General features: G+C 70.0%; 16 protein-coding genes. 15 read left to right on the top strand and 1 reads right to left on the bottom strand.

All coding sequences use genetic code 11. The annotated features are described in order from the left end of the window. Window positions 1-33: 33 nt before the first annotated feature. The 15 genes from MELE44368_RS00965 (at window position 34) to MELE44368_RS00895 (ending at window position 15,922) form a co-directional block, all read left to right on the top strand. Window positions 34-1,563 (top strand): UDP-N-acetylmuramoyl-L-alanyl-D-glutamate--2,6-diaminopimelate ligase, encoded by a 1,530-nt coding sequence (locus MELE44368_RS00965; RefSeq protein ID WP_128106748.1) that lies wholly within the window; start codon window positions 34-36, stop codon window positions 1,561-1,563. Further along, a complete protein-coding gene (locus MELE44368_RS00960; protein ID WP_128106747.1) occupies window positions 1,560-3,071 on the top strand; it encodes a UDP-N-acetylmuramoyl-tripeptide--D-alanyl-D-alanine ligase in 1,512 nt (503 codons plus the stop codon). The genes MELE44368_RS00965 and MELE44368_RS00960 overlap by 4 nt, the downstream gene beginning before the upstream one ends. Further along, window positions 3,068-4,147, top strand: a complete 1,080-nt coding sequence (gene mraY, locus MELE44368_RS00955; RefSeq protein ID WP_128106746.1) for a phospho-N-acetylmuramoyl-pentapeptide-transferase — start codon at window positions 3,068-3,070, stop codon at window positions 4,145-4,147. Before MELE44368_RS00960 ends, mraY begins: the two co-directional genes overlap by 4 nt. A 1-nt stretch (window position 4,148) precedes the next feature. Next, window positions 4,149-5,567: a UDP-N-acetylmuramoyl-L-alanine--D-glutamate ligase gene (murD, locus tag MELE44368_RS00950; protein ID WP_128106745.1), complete on the top strand. Its 1,419-nt coding sequence runs from the start codon at window positions 4,149-4,151 to the stop codon at window positions 5,565-5,567. A gap of 5 nt (window positions 5,568-5,572) precedes the next feature. Continuing rightward, window positions 5,573-7,093, top strand: a complete 1,521-nt coding sequence (ftsW, locus tag MELE44368_RS00945; RefSeq protein ID WP_128106744.1) for a putative lipid II flippase FtsW — start codon at window positions 5,573-5,575, stop codon at window positions 7,091-7,093. 77 nt (window positions 7,094-7,170) lie between these two features. After that, on the top strand, window positions 7,171-8,280 hold the full coding sequence (murG, locus tag MELE44368_RS00940) for an undecaprenyldiphospho-muramoylpentapeptide beta-N-acetylglucosaminyltransferase (protein WP_206613639.1): 1,110 nt from the start codon (window positions 7,171-7,173) through the stop codon (window positions 8,278-8,280). A 29-nt stretch (window positions 8,281-8,309) separates the two neighbouring features. Further along, window positions 8,310-9,731, top strand: a complete 1,422-nt coding sequence (murC, locus tag MELE44368_RS00935; protein WP_128107000.1) for a UDP-N-acetylmuramate--L-alanine ligase — start codon at window positions 8,310-8,312, stop codon at window positions 9,729-9,731. Further along, window positions 9,728-10,654 (top strand): cell division protein FtsQ/DivIB, encoded by a 927-nt coding sequence (locus MELE44368_RS00930; protein WP_128106742.1) that lies wholly within the window; start codon window positions 9,728-9,730, stop codon window positions 10,652-10,654. The genes murC and MELE44368_RS00930 overlap by 4 nt, the downstream gene beginning before the upstream one ends. A gap of 208 nt (window positions 10,655-10,862) precedes the next feature. Next, entirely contained in the window at window positions 10,863-12,011 is a 1,149-nt protein-coding gene (ftsZ, locus tag MELE44368_RS00925; protein WP_128106741.1) for a cell division protein FtsZ, read from the top strand. 22 nt (window positions 12,012-12,033) lie between these two features. Next, a complete protein-coding gene (gene pgeF, locus MELE44368_RS00920) occupies window positions 12,034-12,747 on the top strand; it encodes a peptidoglycan editing factor PgeF (RefSeq protein WP_206613638.1) in 714 nt (237 codons plus the stop codon). Continuing rightward, window positions 12,744-13,496, top strand: a complete 753-nt coding sequence (locus MELE44368_RS00915) for a YggS family pyridoxal phosphate-dependent enzyme (protein WP_128106740.1) — start codon at window positions 12,744-12,746, stop codon at window positions 13,494-13,496. The genes pgeF and MELE44368_RS00915 overlap by 4 nt, the downstream gene beginning before the upstream one ends. A 64-nt stretch (window positions 13,497-13,560) precedes the next feature. After that, a complete protein-coding gene (locus MELE44368_RS00910; protein WP_128106739.1) occupies window positions 13,561-14,199 on the top strand; it encodes a cell division protein SepF in 639 nt (212 codons plus the stop codon). 104 nt (window positions 14,200-14,303) lie between these two features. Beyond that, a complete protein-coding gene (locus MELE44368_RS00905; protein ID WP_046752178.1) occupies window positions 14,304-14,594 on the top strand; it encodes a YggT family protein in 291 nt (96 codons plus the stop codon). Between the two features lie 199 nt (window positions 14,595-14,793). Next, a complete protein-coding gene (gene wag31, locus MELE44368_RS00900) occupies window positions 14,794-15,567 on the top strand; it encodes a DivIVA-like cell division protein Wag31 (RefSeq protein WP_128106738.1) in 774 nt (257 codons plus the stop codon). Window positions 15,568-15,601: 34 nt separating this feature from the next. Next, complete coding sequence (locus MELE44368_RS00895) at window positions 15,602-15,922, top strand: DUF308 domain-containing protein (RefSeq protein ID WP_128106737.1); 321 nt, start codon at window positions 15,602-15,604, stop codon at window positions 15,920-15,922. On the opposite strand, the gene MELE44368_RS00890 is transcribed toward MELE44368_RS00895, so the two are convergent. Then, window positions 15,919-16,596: a phosphoribosyltransferase gene (locus MELE44368_RS00890; RefSeq protein WP_128106736.1), complete on the bottom strand. Its 678-nt coding sequence runs from the start codon at window positions 16,594-16,596 to the stop codon at window positions 15,919-15,921. The two genes, MELE44368_RS00895 and MELE44368_RS00890, sit on opposite strands and share 4 nt — an antisense overlap. Between the last annotated feature and the right edge of the window lie 57 nt (window positions 16,597-16,653).

Genomic DNA, 16,653 nt, shown 5'->3' with positions numbered 1-16,653 from the left:
TCGCCCCGGCCAGGCCGGTACTGTGTGAGCGCCATGAACCTGCGTCCCACCCATCCCGCCGGCGCCGCGCTCGGGCAGCTCGCTCAGCAGGTGGCCGCGGCCACCCCGTCGGCCGCACCCGACCTGAGGGTGACCGGAGTGACGCTGCGCAGCAAAGATGTGCAGGCCGGTGACCTGTTCGCCGCGCTTCCCGGCGCGGCGTCACACGGCGGGCGCCACGTCGCCGAGGCGGTGCGGCGCGGCGCGGCCGCGGTGCTCACCGACCCGGCCGGCCTCGAGCACATCGGTGCCGACGTCGCCGTGCCGGTCCTGGTGCATCCGGCGCCTCGAACGGTGCTGGGGGAGCTGGCCGCCACCGTGTACGGGCACCCGTCGGAGAAGCTGAGGGTCATCGGCGTGACGGGGACGTCGGGCAAGACCACGACCACCTATCTGGTCGAGGCCGGGTTGCGGGCGGCCGACCGGGTGGCGGGCTTGATCGGCACCGTCGGCATCCGAATCGGTGGACGCGACCAGCCCAGTGTGCTGACCACCCCGGAGGCCCCCGACCTGCAGGCGCTGCTGGCGGTGATGCACGAAGCCGGCGTCGACACGGTGGTGATGGAGGTGTCCAGCCACGCGCTGTCGCTGGGGCGGGTCGACGGGGTGCGTTTCGCGGTCGGCGGCTTCACCAACCTGTCGCGCGACCACCTGGACTTCCACCCGACGATGCACGATTATTTCGAAGCCAAGGCGCGGCTGTTCGACCCCGAATCACCCACGCGTGCAGACATTTCCGTCGTGTGCGTGGACGACGACGCGGGACGCGAGATGGCCGCCCGCGCGCAGGACCCGGTGACGGTCAGCAGCACCGGCGCCGACGCCGACTGGCGCGCCGAAGACATCCGCGCGGTCGACGCGGGCTCCGCGGCTGCCGCGCAGGAGTTCACCGCCGTCGACCCCGCGGGTGTGCATCACCGGCTGGCTGTCGGCCTGCCCGGCCGCTACAACGTGGCCAACTGCCTGTTGGCCGTGGCGCTGCTGGACGCGGTCGGCGCGTCACCCGAGCAGGCGGCGCCCGGGCTGCGCACGGCGACGGTGCCGGGCCGGCTGGAGGCCATCGACCGTGGCCAGAAGTTCCTCGCGCTGGTCGACTACGCGCACAAACCCGGCGCATTGCAGGCCGTTCTCGAAATGCTGCGCGGGCAGAGCACCGGCCGGCTGGCGGTGGTGTTCGGCGCGGGCGGCAACCGGGACGCCGGCAAGCGCGCACCGATGGGCCGAGTGGCAGCCGAACTGGCCGACCTGGTCGTGGTCACCGACGACAACCCGCGTGACGAGGATCCCGCGGCGATCCGCGCGGCGATTGTGGCGGGCGCGGCCGGTGGCGCCGCCGAGGTGGTCGAGATCGGCGACCGCCGCGAGGCCATCGAGCACGCGGTGGCCTGGGCGCGGCCGGGCGACGTCGTTCTGGTGGCGGGCAAAGGCCACGAGGCCGGGCAGACCAGGCGCGGTCAGACCCGTCCGTTCGACGACCGCAGCGTGCTGGCCGACGCGCTGGACGCTTTGGAGCACCGCACATGATCGCCTTGTCGCTAGCCCAGATCGCCGACATCGTCGGGGGCCGGCTCGTCGACATCAGCGCGGAGGACGCTGCGACCACCCGGGTCACCGGAACCGTCGAGTTCGATTCGCGCGCAGTCACACCCGGCGGGCTGTTCCTCGCGCTTCCCGGCGCGCGCTCCGACGGGCACGATCACGCCGCGGCCGCCGTCGCCGCGGGTGCGGTCGCGGTGCTGGCCGCTCGGCCGGTCGGGGTGCCCGCCATTGTCGTGACGCCGACGCCCGCGACGACCGACCGCGGCGGTCTGGTGTTCGAACACGACGCCTACGGCGCGGGCGCTGCGGTGCTGGAGGCGCTGGCCAAACTGGCCGCCGCGGTGGCCGCCGAACTGGTCGACGGTGGGCTGAAAGTCATTGGGATCACCGGCTCGTCGGGAAAGACCTCCACCAAGGATCTGGTGGCCGCGGTGCTGGCCCCGCTCGGGGAGGTGGTCGCGCCGCCCGGCTCGTTCAACAACGAACTCGGCCATCCCTGGACGGTGTTGCGCGCCACCGAATCCACCGACTTTCTGGTGCTGGAGATGTCCGCGCGGCGTCGGGGCAACATCGCCGAGCTGGCCGCGATCGCGGTCCCGTCGATCGCGGTCGTGCTCAACGTCGGCACCGCGCACCTCGGCGAGTTCGGCTCGCGAGAGGCCATCGCGGAAACCAAAGCCGAACTGCCCCAAGCGGTTCCGCCTGAGGGCGCGGTGATCCTCAACGCCGACGACACCGCGGTGGCCGCGATGGCCGAGCAGACCCGGGCCCGGGTGGTGCGGGTCAGCCGCGAGCCGGGATCACACGCCGACGTGTGGGCGGAGGCGGTCACGCTGGATGCGTTGGCGCGGCCGCGTTTCCGCCTGCACGCCGGCGGCCGGCAGGTCGACGTCGCGCTTGCGGTGCACGGCGATCATCAGGTGTCCAACGCCTTGTGTGCGGCGGCCGTCGCGCTCGAATGCGGCGCCACCCTCGAGCAGGTGGCCACCGCGCTCGCTTCGGCGGGCCCGGTGTCCAAGCACCGCATGGCGGTCGTGACCCGCGACGACGGCGTCACGATCGTCAACGACGCCTACAACGCCAACCCGGACTCGATGCGGGCCGGGTTGAAGGCGCTGGCCTGGATGGCGCGCGAAGGCGGGGGTAGGCGCAGCTGGGCGGTGCTCGGCGAGATGGCCGAGTTGGGCGACGACGCGATATCCGAGCATGACAACATCGGCCGGCTGGCCGTGCGATTAGATGTGTCACGACTCATCGTCGTAGGAACCGGGAGGGCTATGAGCGCCATGCACCACGGGGCGGTCATGGAGGGATCGTGGGGCTCTGAGGTCACCATGGTCCCCGACGCCGACGCCGCGCTGGCGTTGCTGCGGGCCGAGCTGCGGCCCGGCGACGTGGTGCTGGTGAAGGCGTCCAACGCGGCGGGGCTCGGCCCGTTGGCCGACGCGCTGGTCACCGAAGCCGCCGGGCCCACCGATGGGGCCAACGGATGAGGCAGATCCTCATCGCCGTCGGCATCGCGCTGACGGTGTCGATCCTGCTCACCCCGGTGCTGATCCGGCTGTTCACCCGGCAGGGGTTCGGCCACGAGATCCGCGAGGACGGGCCGCCCAGCCACCACAAGAAGCGGGGCACCCCGTCGATGGGCGGGGTGGCGATCGTCGCGGGCATCTGGGCCAGCTATCTGGGCACCCACCTGGTCGGCATCGTCATGGACGGCAAGGGCCCGTCGGCGTCGGGCCTGTTGGTGCTCAGCCTGGCCACCGCGCTCGGCCTGGTCGGCTTCCTCGACGACCTGATCAAGATCAGGCGGGCGCGCAACCTCGGCCTGAACAAGACCGCCAAATCTGTGGGGATCCTGGCCGCCGCGGTGATCTTCGGGGTGCTGGCGCTGCAGTTCCCCAATGCCGACGCCCTGACGCCGGGCAGCGCCGAGCTGTCCTACGTCCGCGAGATCGCCACGGTCACGCTGCCGCCCGCGATCTTCGTGCTGTTCTGCGTCCTGATCGTCAGCGCCTGGTCGAACGCGGTGAACCTGACCGACGGCCTGGACGGGCTGGCGGCCGGGGCGATGGCCATGGTGTGTGCGGCCTACGTGCTGATCACGTTCTGGCAGTTCCGCAACGCCTGCGCGATCACCCCCGGGCTCGGCTGCTACAACGTGCGCGACCCGTTGGACCTGGCGATCGTCGCGGCGGCCACCGCCGGGGCGTGCATCGGTTTTCTGTGGTGGAACGCGGCGCCGGCCAAGATCTTCATGGGCGACACCGGCTCGCTGGCCCTCGGCGGCATCATCGCCGGGCTTTCGGTCTCCAGCCGCACCGAGATGCTGGCGGTCGTGCTCGGCGCGTTGTTCGTCGCCGAGGTGGTCTCGGTCGTCGTGCAGATCATGGCGTTCCGCACCACCGGACGCCGGGTGTTTCGAATGGCGCCGTTCCACCACCACTTCGAGCTGGTGGGCTGGGCGGAGACGACGGTGATCATCCGGTTCTGGCTGTTGACGGCGATCGCCTGCGGGCTGGGGGTGGCGCTCTTCTACAGCGAATGGCTCGCCACCGTCGGGGCCTGACATGACCGAGCTCGCCCCGCTGGTGCGCGGTGCCCGGGTGCTGGTCACCGGCGCCGGGCTGACCGGCCGTTCGGTGAGTGCCGTGCTGGAACCGACCGGGGTGCGGTTGACGATCTGCGACGACGACCCGTTGGCGCTGCAGCGGCTGATCACGCCCGCCACCGTCGTGACCACCGCCGAGGCCGAGGCCCATATCGGCGACTACGCGCTCGTGGTCACCAGCCCCGGTTTCTCCCCGGAGACACCGGTGCTGGCCGCGGCGGCACGCGCGGGCGTGCCGATCTGGGGCGACGTCGAACTGGCGTGGCGGCTGGATCGCGCGGGCCGGTTCGGCCCGCCGCGACGCTGGCTGGTGGTGACCGGCACCAACGGCAAGACCACCACCACCTCGATGCTGCACGCCATGCTGGTCGCGGCGGGACGGCGCGCCGTGCTGTGCGGCAACATCGGCAACCCGGTGCTCGACGTGCTCGCCGAGCCGTCGGACATCCTGGCCGTCGAGCTGTCCAGCTTCCAGCTGCACTGGGCGCCGTCGCTGCGACCGGACGCGGGCGTGGTGCTCAACGTGGCCGAAGACCATCTGGACTGGCACGGCTCGCTGGCGGCCTACGCGCGCGACAAGGCCCGGGTGCTCGACGGACGGGTCGCCGTCGTCGGCCTCGACGACCCGGTGGCGGCGAGCCTGCTCGAGACCGCCGCGGCGCCGGTGCGCACCGGGTTCCGGCTGGGGGAGCCGGGCCCCGGCGAGCTCGGCGTGCGCGACGGGATGCTGATCGACAACGCGTTCGGGGACCAGGTTCGGCTGGCCGAGGCGGCCTCGATCCCGCTCGCCGGCCCGATCGGTGTGCTCGACGCGCTGGGCGCCGCGGCGTTGGCCCGCGCGGTCGACGTACCTGCCGGGGCCATCGCCGCCGCGCTGAGCGGGTTCGAGGTGGGCAGGCACCGCGCCGAGGTCGTCGCGACGGTCGACGGCGTCACCTACGTCGACGACTCCAAGGCCACCAACCCCCACGCCGCGCAGGCCTCCATCGCCGCCTATCCGCGGGTGGTGTGGATCGCCGGCGGCCTGCTCAAGGGCGCCTCGGTCGAGAATCTCGTGGCATCGGTGGCAGACCGGCTGGTGGGAGCCGTGCTGATCGGACGCGACCGCGAGTTCATTGCCAATGCGTTATCGCGACACGCACCGAATGTCCCCGTCGTTACGCCTGTGACGGGGGAGGATTTTGGGATGCTTGGGGCAAATGGGACAGATGAGACGGGGCGGGCGGTGATGTCGGCCGTCGTGGCCGCCGCCCGTGACCTGGCCACACCCGGAGACACCGTGCTGTTGGCGCCCGCCGGGGCATCCTTCGACCAGTTCAGCAGCTACGGACACCGCGGCGACGCGTTCGCCGAGGCCGTACGCGCCCTGTCCCGGTAGCGCCGATGAGCAGCATCCTGGCCCGGTTGCGGCATCGCAGGACCGGCGCCTCCCCGAACCCTGCCGAACAGTCCTCCGACGGCCGGGCGCCGCGCACCCGGTTCGGCAACTGGCTGGGCCGGCCGATGACGTCGTTTCACCTCATCATCGCCGTCGCGGCCCTGCTCACCATGCTCGGTCTGACGATGGTGCTGTCGGCCTCCGGCGTGTACTCCTACGACCAGGACGGGTCGCCGTGGGCGGTGTTCGGCAAGCAGGTGCTGTGGACCGTCGTCGGCCTCGGCGGGTTCTACATCGCGTTGCGCATGCCCGTGCAGATGATGCGCACCCTGGCGTTCACCGGGTTCGCCATCACCATCGTGTTGCTGATCCTGGTGTTGGTACCCGGAATCGGCAAGGTGGCCAACGGATCCCGCGGCTGGTTCGTGTTCGGCGGCTTCTCCATGCAGCCATCGGAGCTGGCGAAGATCGCGTTCGCGATCTGGGGTGCGCACCTGTTGGCGGCCCGCCGGATGGAGCAGGCCTCGCTGCGCGAGATGCTGGTCCCGCTGGTGCCCGCCGCGGTCATCGCGCTGGCGCTCATCGTCGCCCAGCCCGACCTCGGGCAGACGGTGTCGCTGGGCATCATCCTGCTGGCGCTGCTGTGGTACGCCGGCCTGCCGCTCCGGGTGTTCCTGTCGTCGCTGCTCGCGATCGTGATGTCGGCCGCCGCGCTGGCCATGGTCGAGGGGTACCGCTCCGAGCGGGTGATGTCCTGGCTGAACCCCACCCTCGACACGCAGGGTTCGGGATATCAGGCCAAGCAGGCGCGGTTCGCGCTGGCCAACGGCGGGTTCTTCGGTGACGGGCTGGGCCAGGGCGCGGCCAAGTGGAACTACCTGCCCAACGCGCACAACGACTTCATCTTCGCGATCATCGGCGAAGAACTCGGCTTCATCGGTGCGGCCGGGCTGCTGTGCCTGTTCGGGCTGTTCGCCTACACCGGGATGCGGATCGCCCGGCGCTCGGCCGACCCCTTCCTGCGGCTGGTGACCGCGACCGCGACGCTGTGGATCATGGGCCAGGTCTTCATCAACGTCGGATACGTCGTCGGCCTGCTGCCGGTCACCGGACTGCAGTTGCCGCTGATCTCGGCCGGTGGAACGTCAACGGCGACAACGCTGTTCATCATCGGCATCATGGCCAACGCGGCGCGGCACGAACCCGAGGCGGTGGCCGCCCTGCGCGCTGGGCGCGACGACCGGATGAACCGGCTGTTGCGACTGCCCCTGCCCGCGCCGTACGTGCCGAGCCGCACCGAGGCGCTGCGCGACCGGCTGCACAAGCAGAAGACCAACCAGAAACAACGCTCCCGGGCCGCCAAGGCCGCCCGGCCCGCGGCGAAACCCGCGCGCAAGCCCGCCGCCGAGAACCGGCGCAAAGCCCACGTGGCTGCTCGGCCGGTGCGGGCCTCAAGGCATCATGGAGGCGGCCGAACGGAGAAGAGCCGACGGTCTCGCACATTGGAAGGTCAGCGTTACGGGTGAATGGCTCGGTGTCCCGAGGGGGCGAGCGGTGGGGGTACCGCCCGCCCGTAGGGCAGGGGGACGACCGGGGGGTCTCTGTGGTGCTCGCGGGCGGTGGAACCGCGGGGCACGTCGAACCGGCGATGGCGGTCGCGGACGCCCTGACCGCGCTCGATCCCTCGGTGCGGATCACCGCGCTGGGCACCGAGCGCGGGCTGGAAACCACGCTGGTGCCCGAACGCGGGTACCACCTGGAGTTGATCACCCCGGTGCCGCTGCCGCGTAAACCCTCAGGCGATCTGGTACGCCTGCCGCTCCGGGTGCGCCGTGCGGTGCGGCAGACCCGCGCGGTGCTCGACGACGTCGACGCCGACGTCGTCGTGGGCTTCGGCGGATATGTCGCGTTGCCCGCGTACCTGGCCGCGCGCGGCGGGCTGCGCCGGCGCCGCGTCCCGGTGGTGGTGCACGAGGCCAACGCCAGCGCTGGCTGGGCCAATCGGGTGGGCGCACGCTCGGCGCGCCGCGTGCTCTCGGCGGTTCCCGACCCCGGGCTGCGCAGCCAGGTCGAGGTGGTGGGCGTGCCGGTGCGCGCGGCGATCACCGCGTTGGACCGGATGGCGTTGCGAACCGAGGCGCGAGCATATTTCGGGTTCGCCGACGACGCGAAGGTGCTGCTGGTCTTCGGCGGGTCCCAGGGGGCCCAATCGCTCAACCGCGCGGTCGCCGCGGCCGCCAAAGACCTGGCCGCCGCGGGGATTTCGGTGCTGCACGCGTACGGCAAGAAGAACACCCTCGACCTTCGCGAGCCCGCCGACGGCGACCCGCCCTACGTCGCGGTTCCCTACCTGAACCGGATGGATTTGGCTTACGCCGCAGCCGATCTGGCGATCTGTCGCTCCGGGGCGATGACGGTGGCTGAGGTGACCGCCGTCGGCCTGCCCGCGGTGTATGTGCCGTTGCCCATCGGCAACGGTGAACAACGGCTCAATGCGCTGCCCGTCGTCGACGCAGGAGGCGGGCTGATCGTCGACGACGCCGAGCTGTCACCGGCTTTCGTCGCCGACACGGTGGCGGGTCTGCTCACCGACGCCGGCAGGCTGCAGTCGATGACCGCCGCGGCAGCCCTCGCCGGGCACCGCGATGCCGCGCAGCGCGTCGCCCAGATCGCCATCGACGTCGCGCGGGCGGGCCGGAAGGGTGAGCGGTGAAGCTGCCTGAAGACCTGCAGCGGGTGCACATGGTCGGCATCGGGGGAGCGGGCATGTCGGGCATCGCCCGCATCCTGTTGGACCGCGGCGGCATGGTGTCGGGTTCCGACGCCAAGGAATCCCGCGGCGTCGTCGCGTTGCGGGCCCGCGGGGCCGAGATTCGCATCGGCCACGACGAGTCGTCGCTGGACCTGTTGCCCGGCGGGCCGACGGCGGTGGTGACCACCCACGCCGCGATCCCCAAGACCAACCCCGAACTCGTCGAGGCCCGCAGGCGGGGGATCCCGGTGGTGCTGCGCCCGGTGGTGCTGGCCAAGCTGATGGCGGGGCACACCACGTTGATGGTGACCGGCACCCACGGCAAGACGACCACCACGTCGATGCTCATTGTGGCGTTGCAGCACAGCGGTTTTGACCCGTCGTTCGCCGTCGGCGGCGACCTGGGGGAAGCGGGCACCAACGCACACAACGGCAGCGGCGACTGTTTCGTCGCCGAGGCCGACGAGAGCGACGGCTCGCTGCTGGAATACACCCCCGACGTCGCGGTGGTGACCAACATCGAGGCCGACCATCTGGACTACTTCGGCAGCGCCGACGCCTACGGAGCGGTGTTCGATGACTTCGTCGAACGGCTCAAACCCGGTGGAGCCCTTGTCGTCTGCGTCGACGATCCCGGCGCGGTGGCGCTCGGCGAGCGCACCGCGGCATTGGGTATCCGGGTGTTGCGCTACGGCAGCGATCCCGGTCAGTCCCTCGAGGCCACCCTGCTGAGTTGGGAGCAGCACGACACCGGCGCGGTGGCCCACGTCCAACTGGCCGATGAGCCGCATCCGCGGGTGATGCGGCTTGCGGTGCCCGGACGGCACATGGCGCTCAACGCGCTCGGCGCGCTGCTGGCCGCGATGCAGGTCGGCGCGCCGGTCGACGCGGTCCTCGACGGTCTGGCCGGATTCGAGGGCGTCCGCAGGCGTTTCGAGTTGGTGGGGACAGCGGGCGGCGTCCGCGTCTTCGACGACTATGCGCACCACCCCACGGAGGTGCGCGCGACGCTGAGCGCGGTGCGCACGGTGACCGAGCAGGCCGGGGGAGGCCGTTCGATCGTCGTCTTTCAGCCCCACTTGTATTCGCGCACCGAAACTTTCGCCCACGAGTTCGGAAAGGCCCTCGACGGCGCGGATCAGGTCGTGGTGCTCGACGTGTACGCGGCGCGCGAACAGCCGATCGCGGGGGTGAGCGGAGCCAGCGTCGCCGAACACGTCAGCGTGCCGGTGCGATACATCCCCGACTTCTCGGCCGTCGCCGAACAGGTCGCCGAGATCGCCGAACCCGCCGACGTCGTGGTCACCATGGGCGCAGGCGACGTGACCATGCTGGGCACCGAAATCCTGGCCGCGCTGCAGGCCAAGGTCAACCGCAGCGCGCCGGGCCGATCCGGAACCGCGCTGCGATGACCGAGCCGACAGACACCAACACCGGCGACGACGCCGCCCCCGGCCCCGAGGACCCGACCCCGCCGGATGCGGCCGCCGAGCCGATCCTGCCCGCCGCGGCACCGGACTACGAGGGGCCCCGCCGGCGGGCCCGGCGGGAACGCGAACAACGCCGCGCGGCCCAGGCCCGCGCCATGGCGATCGAGCAGGCCAGGCGCGAGGCCAAACGCCGCGCCATGGGTCAACCGGCGGACGAGACGAAAAAGCTTGGCAGGGGCACGGTTCGGGGACTGAAGGCGTTGATGTGGTCGGCGCTGATCAGCGTCATCGTGGTCGGTCTCGGCCTGCTGCTGTACTTCACGCCGCTGATGTCGGTGCGCACCATCGCGGTCGTCGGGCTGGACGTCATACCCGAGGAGGAGGTCGTCGGCGCCGCGGCCGTCACGCCCGGTACGCCGCTGCTGCAGGTGAGCACCGACACCGTCGCCGAGCGTGTCGCGACGATCCGCCGGGTGGCCAGCGCGCGCGTGCAGCGGCAGTATCCGTCGACGCTGCGGATCACCGTCGAGGAACGCGTGCCGGTCGTCGTCAAGGACTATCCGGACGGACCGCACCTCTTCGACCGCGACGGCGTGGACTTCGCGACCGAAGTGCCGCCGGCCGGGGTGCCGTACCTCGACACCGAGACACCCGGGCCCGACGACCCGCCCACGAGGGCCGCGCTGCAGGTGATGACCTCGCTTCCGCCGGACGTGACCGCACAGATCGCGCGGATCTCGGCGCCGTCGGTCGCAGCGATCACGCTGCAGCTGATCGACGGCCGGGAAGTGGTGTGGGGTACCACCGACCGCACGGAGGAGAAGGCGGTCACGCTGGCGGCCCTGCTCACCCAGCCCGGACACATCTACGACGTGTCCAGCCCGGATTTGCCTACGGTCAAGTAGCCGCCCGGCCCGCCGGGGCGCGAAGCGCCACAAAAAACCCGACACGCCAATCGGCGCGCCTGCCTGGATCCCTAGCGGGCACGTCCTACCGTTCTGGTTGCGCGGAACAACTTGACATAACTATAACCCTCTGGTTGAGGTTGAGAGTTTACTGGATGTGTTCAAGCCGTTCGGCGTCACCACCGGCAACCAGGGAGGAAGGCGATCGATGACCCCCCCGCACAACTACCTCGCCGTGATCAAGGTCGTCGGCATCGGCGGTGGCGGCGTCAATGCCGTCAACCGGATGATCGAGCAGGGCCTCAAAGGCGTCGAGTTCATCGCGATCAACACCGACGCCCAGGCGCTGTTGATGAGCGATGCCGACGTCAAGCTCGACGTCGGCCGCGATTCCACCCGCGGCCTGGGCGCCGGGGCCGACCCCGAAGTGGGGCGCAAGGCGGCCGAGGACGCCAAGGACGACATCGAGGAACTGCTGCGCGGCGCCGACATGGTGTTCGTCACGGCCGGTGAAGGCGGTGGCACCGGCACCGGCGGCGCGCCGGTCGTCGCCAACATCGCGCGCAAGCTGGGCGCGCTGACCGTCGGCGTGGTGACCCGGCCGTTCTCGTTCGAGGGCAAGCGCCGCAGCCAGCAGGCCGAGGCGGGCATCACCGCGCTGCGGGAGAGCTGCGACACGCTCATCGTGATCCCCAACGACCGGCTGCTGCAGATGGGCGATGCCGCCGTGTCCCTGATGGACGCGTTCCGCAGCGCCGACGAAGTCCTGCTCAACGGCGTGCAGGGCATCACCGACCTGATCACCACACCCGGCCTGATCAACGTCGACTTCGCCGACGTCAAGGGCGTGATGAGCGGTGCGGGCACGGCGCTGATGGGGATCGGGTCCGCCCGCGGCGACGGGCGTGCGCTCAAGGCGGCCGAGATCGCGATCAACTCGCCGTTGCTGGAAGCCTCGATGGAAGGCGCCCAGGGCGTGCTGCTGTCGGTGGCCGGCGGCTCCGATCTGGGCCTGTTCGAGATCAACGAAGCCGCCTCGCTGGTGCAGGACGCCGCCCATCAGGACGCCAACATCATCTTCGGCACGGTGATCGACGACTCGCTGGGCGACGAGGTCCGCGTCACGGTGATCGCCGCCGGATTCGACACCAGCGGGCCCGGCCGCAAGCCGGTGGTGAGCTCGTCGGACACCTCGCCCATCGAGCCGGGCAAGGCGGGCAAGGTGAGCACCTCGCTGTTCGAGCCCGCCGACGCGGCCAGCGTGCCGGCGCACACCAACGGCGCGACGGTCAGTCTCGGTGGCGACGACGGCATCGCCGATGACGACGTCGACGTGCCACCCTTCATGCGCCGCTGAGCGCGGAACAATACTGGCGACCGTGACGGTTCGCATTCGGCGCGTGATCACCACCCGCGCCGGCGGCGTGTCCGCGCCGCCGTTCGACACCTTCAACCTGGGCGACCATGTGGGCGACGACCCGGCCGCGGTGGCGGCGAACCGCAAGCGGCTTGCCACCACGATCGGCCTCGGCGAACACGGGGTGGTCTGGATGAACCAGGTGCACGGCGACCACGTCGAGGTGGTCGACGGTCCACCGAAGTCCACTGCCGCCGTGGATGACACCGACGCCTTGGTGACCGCGACGCCGCGGTTGGCGTTGGCGGTGGTGACCGCCGATTGCGTTCCGGTGTTGATGGCCGACGCGCGCGCGGGCGTGGTGGCCGCCGTGCACGCCGGACGCGTCGGCGCGCAGAAGGGCGTCGTGGTGCGTGCGGTGGAAGCGATGCTCGGTCTGGGCGCGCATGTCGAGGACATCTCGGCGCTGCTGGGCCCGGCGGTCAGCGGACGCAACTACGAGGTACCCGCGGCCATGGCCGACGAGGTGGAGGCCGCGCTCCCGGGCAGCCGCACCGTCACCGCCAAGAACACCCCGGGTCTTGATTTGCGGGCCGGAATCGCCCGGCAGCTAACGGATTTGGGAATCACCGCCATCGACATCGACCCGCGCTGCACCGTCGAGGACACCAGCCTGTTCAGCCACCGACGCGACGCGCCGACGGGTCGGTTTGCGTCGTTGGTGTGGATGGAATGACGGCGACCGTGGCGACGACGCGCGAACTCGAACTGGCCGAGGCGCTCAGCGCCGTGCGGGCAAGGATCGCCCGTGCCGCCGAGTCGGCCGGACGCAGCGCCGACGAAATTGAATTGCTTCCGGTCACCAAATTCTTTCCGGCATCCGACGTTCTGATATTGGCGCAATTGGGCTGCCGCTCTTTTGGTGAATCGCGCGAACAAGAGGCGTCGAGAAAAGTCGCGGAATTGCGCGAAATGGCGGACGCACCACCGATTCGCTGGCACATGGTCGGCCGGATTCAACGCAACAAAGCGCGCTCGATCGCCGGGTGGGCCTACGCGGCGCACTCCGTCGACAGCCGCCGGGTGCTCGACGCGCTCGACCGCGCCGCGGGCGAGGCGCTGGCCGCCGGTCAACGCACCGCGCCGTTGCGCATCTACATCCAACTCAGCCTCGACGGCGACGAACGACGTGGCGGCATCTATGTGGAAAGGCCGGATCTCGTGGACGAAATGTGTGCGGCAGCCGACGCCGCAGAGGCGCTTCAGCTCGCCGGGCTGATGGCGATTCCGCCGCTCGGCGCCGACCCCGAAGCCGCGTTCGCCCGGTTACACCGCGAGCATCAGCGGGTACAAAACCGCTATCACCAGCGGCTCGAGCTGTCGGCAGGAATGTCCAGCGACCTCGAGGCGGCGATCAAACACGGGTCCACGTGTGTGCGTGTCGGTACCGCGCTATTGGGGCAACGTCCTCTAACGTCTCCCTGAGTAGTCACTCCAGTCACATCTTCATCACAGACACCAGAGCCTGAGTCACCAGAAGGGTCGAGCGATGAGCACACTGCACAAGGTCAAGGCCTACTTCGGCATGGCGCCGATGGATGACTACGACGACGAGTACTACGACGACGAGGACCGCGGTCCCGCCAGGGGGTACTCGCGTCGTACCCGCGACGACCGGTTCGACGACGACTACGACCCTGCGCCACGGGGCTATGACGACCGCGACTTCGACGAGCCCGGCGGCTACCGTCGCGGATACGCCGACGAGGGCCGGTTCGAGCGGCTGCGCAGCCCGCGTGAATTCGACCGGCCGGCACCGCGCTTCGGCGGCTTGATGCGCGGCTCGACCCGCGGCGCCCTGGCGATGGACCCCCGCCGGATGGCCGAACTTTTCGATGCCGGCAGCCCGCTGTCGAAGATCACCACGCTGCGGCCCAAGGACTACAGCGAGGCGCGGACCATCGGCGAACGGTTCCGCGACGGCACCCCGGTGATCATGGACCTGGTGACGATGGACAACGCGGACGCCAAGCGGCTGGTGGACTTCGCGGCAGGCTTGGCGTTCGCGCTGCGCGGCTCGTTCGACAAGGTCGCCACCAAGGTGTTCCTGCTCTCGCCGGCAGACATCGACGTCACCGCCGAGGAGCGGCGCCGCATCGCGGAGGTGGGCTTCTACGCCTATCAGTAGGCCCGGTCCGCCGGACAGGTAGGCTGGCGTCGCGCTCGAAGCTGTGACCAGCCGAGGGCACCCGTCCCTGCCAAACGTCACCCGTCCGTAGCGAGGTCGCTCCGTTGTCGCAGTTCTTCCAGATCCTTGGCTTCGCGCTGTTCGTGTTCTGGCTGCTGCTCATCGCCCGCGTCGTGGTGGAGTTCATCCGCTCGTTCTCCCGCGACTGGCATCCCAAGGGCCTGACTGTGGTGATCCTCGAGCTGATCATGACCGTGACCGATCCGCCGGTGCGGCTGCTGCGACGGCTGATTCCGCAGCTCACGATCGGTGCGGTGCGGTTCGACCTGTCGATCATGGTGCTGTTGCTGCTGGCGTTCATCGGAATGCAACTGGCGTTCGGCGCCGCTGCCTGAGTGCGGATTTGCCCGGCTGATTCCCGGCAGGGAATGGTGTCAAGACGATCCGGGAATGTTTGAAATTCGCTCTTAATTTCAACCTCACCCGCAACGGTCGGGTCTGGTGTGACAGGATGGACGCCAGTTACGTCCAGTGCTAAAGCTAGGCTCTACACTTTGAGATCGGTTGACGGTCCAGACTCCAAGGGGGCAGACGATGCCGCTCACACCAGCCGACGTCCACAACGTCGCGTTCAGTAAGCCACCGATCGGCAAGCGCGGCTACAACGAGGACGAGGTCGACGCGTTTCTCGATCTGGTCGAGAACGAGCTGGCCCGGCTCATCGAAGAGAACACCGATCTGCGGCAGCGCAACTCCGAGCTGGAACAGGAGCTGGCCGCGGCCCGGTCCGGGCAACCCGCACCGGCCTTCGAGGCTGCCCCCGAGTCTGCCGCGCAAGCCGCATACGAGGCGCCGGCGGCCACCACCGAAGACCAGCATCTCAAGGCGGCCAAGGTGCTCAGCCTGGCCCAGGACACCGCCGACCGGTTGACGGGCAGCGCCAAGGCCGAGGCCGAGAAGATGCTCGCCGACGCACGCGCGCAGGCCGACGCCATGATCAGCGAGGCGCGCCAGACCGCGGAGACCACCGTCGCCGAGGCGCGCCAGCGCGCCGATGCGATGCTCGCCGACGCGCAGACCCGGTCGGAGGCGCAGCTGCGTCAGGCCCAGGAGAAGGCCGACGCGTTGCAGGCCGACGCCGAGCGCAAGCACTCGGAGATCATGGGGACCATCAACCAGCAGCGCACCGTGTTGGAAGGCCGCCTCGAACAACTGCGTACGTTCGAGCGTGAGTACCGCACCCGGTTGAAGACCTACCTGGAATCCCAGCTCGAAGAGCTCGGCCAGCGTGGCTCGGCCGCGCCGGTCGACTCCGGCGCCAACAGCGAGGGCGCCAGCTTCAACCAGTTCAATCGGGGCAATAACTAAAGCGCCGAGGAATCCTTCCACCTAGGGTTGATCAATGCTGATCGTTGCGCTCGTGCTCGCCGTCATCGGCCTGGCCGCACTGGTAACCGCCGTCGTCACGAGCAATGAGTTGATCGCCTGGGTGTGTATCGCCGCCAGCGCCGTCGGCGTGCTGCTCTTGATCGTCGACGCGGTGCGCGAACGGTCGCGGGGCCGCGTCGACCGCGTCGACGAGGAGGAAGCGCCCCCGGAGCCCGAGCAGTTCGACGCCGAATACCCACAGGACGACGTCGCGGACGTGCCAGCAGACGACGCCGAGACCTCGGTCGTCGAACAGGCCGAAGACGAGTACAGCAGCGGCGAGAACAACCGCTAAACCGTTGGGGTGGCGAGCAATTCGCGAACCTCGTCGTCGCTGACCTGACGGAAGTCCTCGAACACCTGCCCGACCGCCTCGAAGCCCGGCGGCATCGTCACGCACACCACCTCGTCGGCTTCGGCCCCCAGCTCACGACACGCGGACGGCGGTCCCACCGGGACCGCGACCACCACCCGGGCCGGGTCGCACGCGCGCACCGCGCGGACGGCGGCGAGCATGCTGGCGCCGGTGGCGATTCCGTCGTCGACGAGGATCACGATGCGCCCGGCGAGGTCGACCGGCGGACGATCGCCCCGATAAACGCGTTCGCGCCGGTGCAGCTCCTCGGTCTCGCGCTCGATGACCTCCTGTAGCTGTTCATCAGTGATGCCCAGGCTGCGAACCACGCTGTCGTTGATCACGACACCGCCGCCGCTGGCGATCGCCCCCATCGCCAATTCTCGCCAGTGCGGCACACCGAGCTTGCGCACCAGGAACACGTCCAGCGGCGCACGCAACGCCGACGCCACATGCCATCCGACCGGAACCCCGCCGCGGGCCAGGCCGAGTACCAGCACGTTGTCCTTGTCGCGGTAGGGCGCCAACTCCTCAGCGAGCACCTCGCCGGCTTCCTGCCGATTCGAAAAGATCCGCCCGGAGTTCCGCCGGGACAGCCCGCGCCATCCGCTCATCGCCGTCACTTCGTTGTCGGGGACCCTGTCAGCCTACGACTATTGTTCGCCCATTTT

The organism is Mycolicibacterium elephantis DSM 44368 (assembly GCF_004014805.1).
In the GTDB taxonomy this organism is placed as follows: Bacteria; Actinomycetota; Actinomycetes; order Mycobacteriales; family Mycobacteriaceae; genus Mycobacterium; species Mycobacterium elephantis.
Note: the sequence above shows the minus strand (reverse complement) of the source record. Positions and strands in the feature narration are given on the sequence as shown.

Coding starts and splice junctions, on each gene's coding strand:
- MELE44368_RS00965 (WP_128106748.1), top strand. CDS start 34: ATGAACCTGCGTCCCACCCATCCCGCCGGCGCCGCGCTCGGGCAGCTC.
- MELE44368_RS00960 (WP_128106747.1), top strand. CDS start 1,560: ATGATCGCCTTGTCGCTAGCCCAGATCGCCGACATCGTCGGGGGCCGG.
- mraY (WP_128106746.1), top strand. CDS start 3,068: ATGAGGCAGATCCTCATCGCCGTCGGCATCGCGCTGACGGTGTCGATC.
- murD (WP_128106745.1), top strand. CDS start 4,149: ATGACCGAGCTCGCCCCGCTGGTGCGCGGTGCCCGGGTGCTGGTCACC.
- ftsW (WP_128106744.1), top strand. CDS start 5,573: ATGAGCAGCATCCTGGCCCGGTTGCGGCATCGCAGGACCGGCGCCTCC.
- murC (WP_128107000.1), top strand. CDS start 8,310: ATGGTCGGCATCGGGGGAGCGGGCATGTCGGGCATCGCCCGCATCCTG.
- MELE44368_RS00930 (WP_128106742.1), top strand. CDS start 9,728: ATGACCGAGCCGACAGACACCAACACCGGCGACGACGCCGCCCCCGGC.
- ftsZ (WP_128106741.1), top strand. CDS start 10,863: ATGACCCCCCCGCACAACTACCTCGCCGTGATCAAGGTCGTCGGCATC.
- MELE44368_RS00915 (WP_128106740.1), top strand. CDS start 12,744: ATGACGGCGACCGTGGCGACGACGCGCGAACTCGAACTGGCCGAGGCG.
- MELE44368_RS00910 (WP_128106739.1), top strand. CDS start 13,561: ATGAGCACACTGCACAAGGTCAAGGCCTACTTCGGCATGGCGCCGATG.
- wag31 (WP_128106738.1), top strand. CDS start 14,794: ATGCCGCTCACACCAGCCGACGTCCACAACGTCGCGTTCAGTAAGCCA.
- MELE44368_RS00895 (WP_128106737.1), top strand. CDS start 15,602: ATGCTGATCGTTGCGCTCGTGCTCGCCGTCATCGGCCTGGCCGCACTG.
- MELE44368_RS00890 (WP_128106736.1), bottom strand. CDS start 16,596: ATGAGCGGATGGCGCGGGCTGTCCCGGCGGAACTCCGGGCGGATCTTT.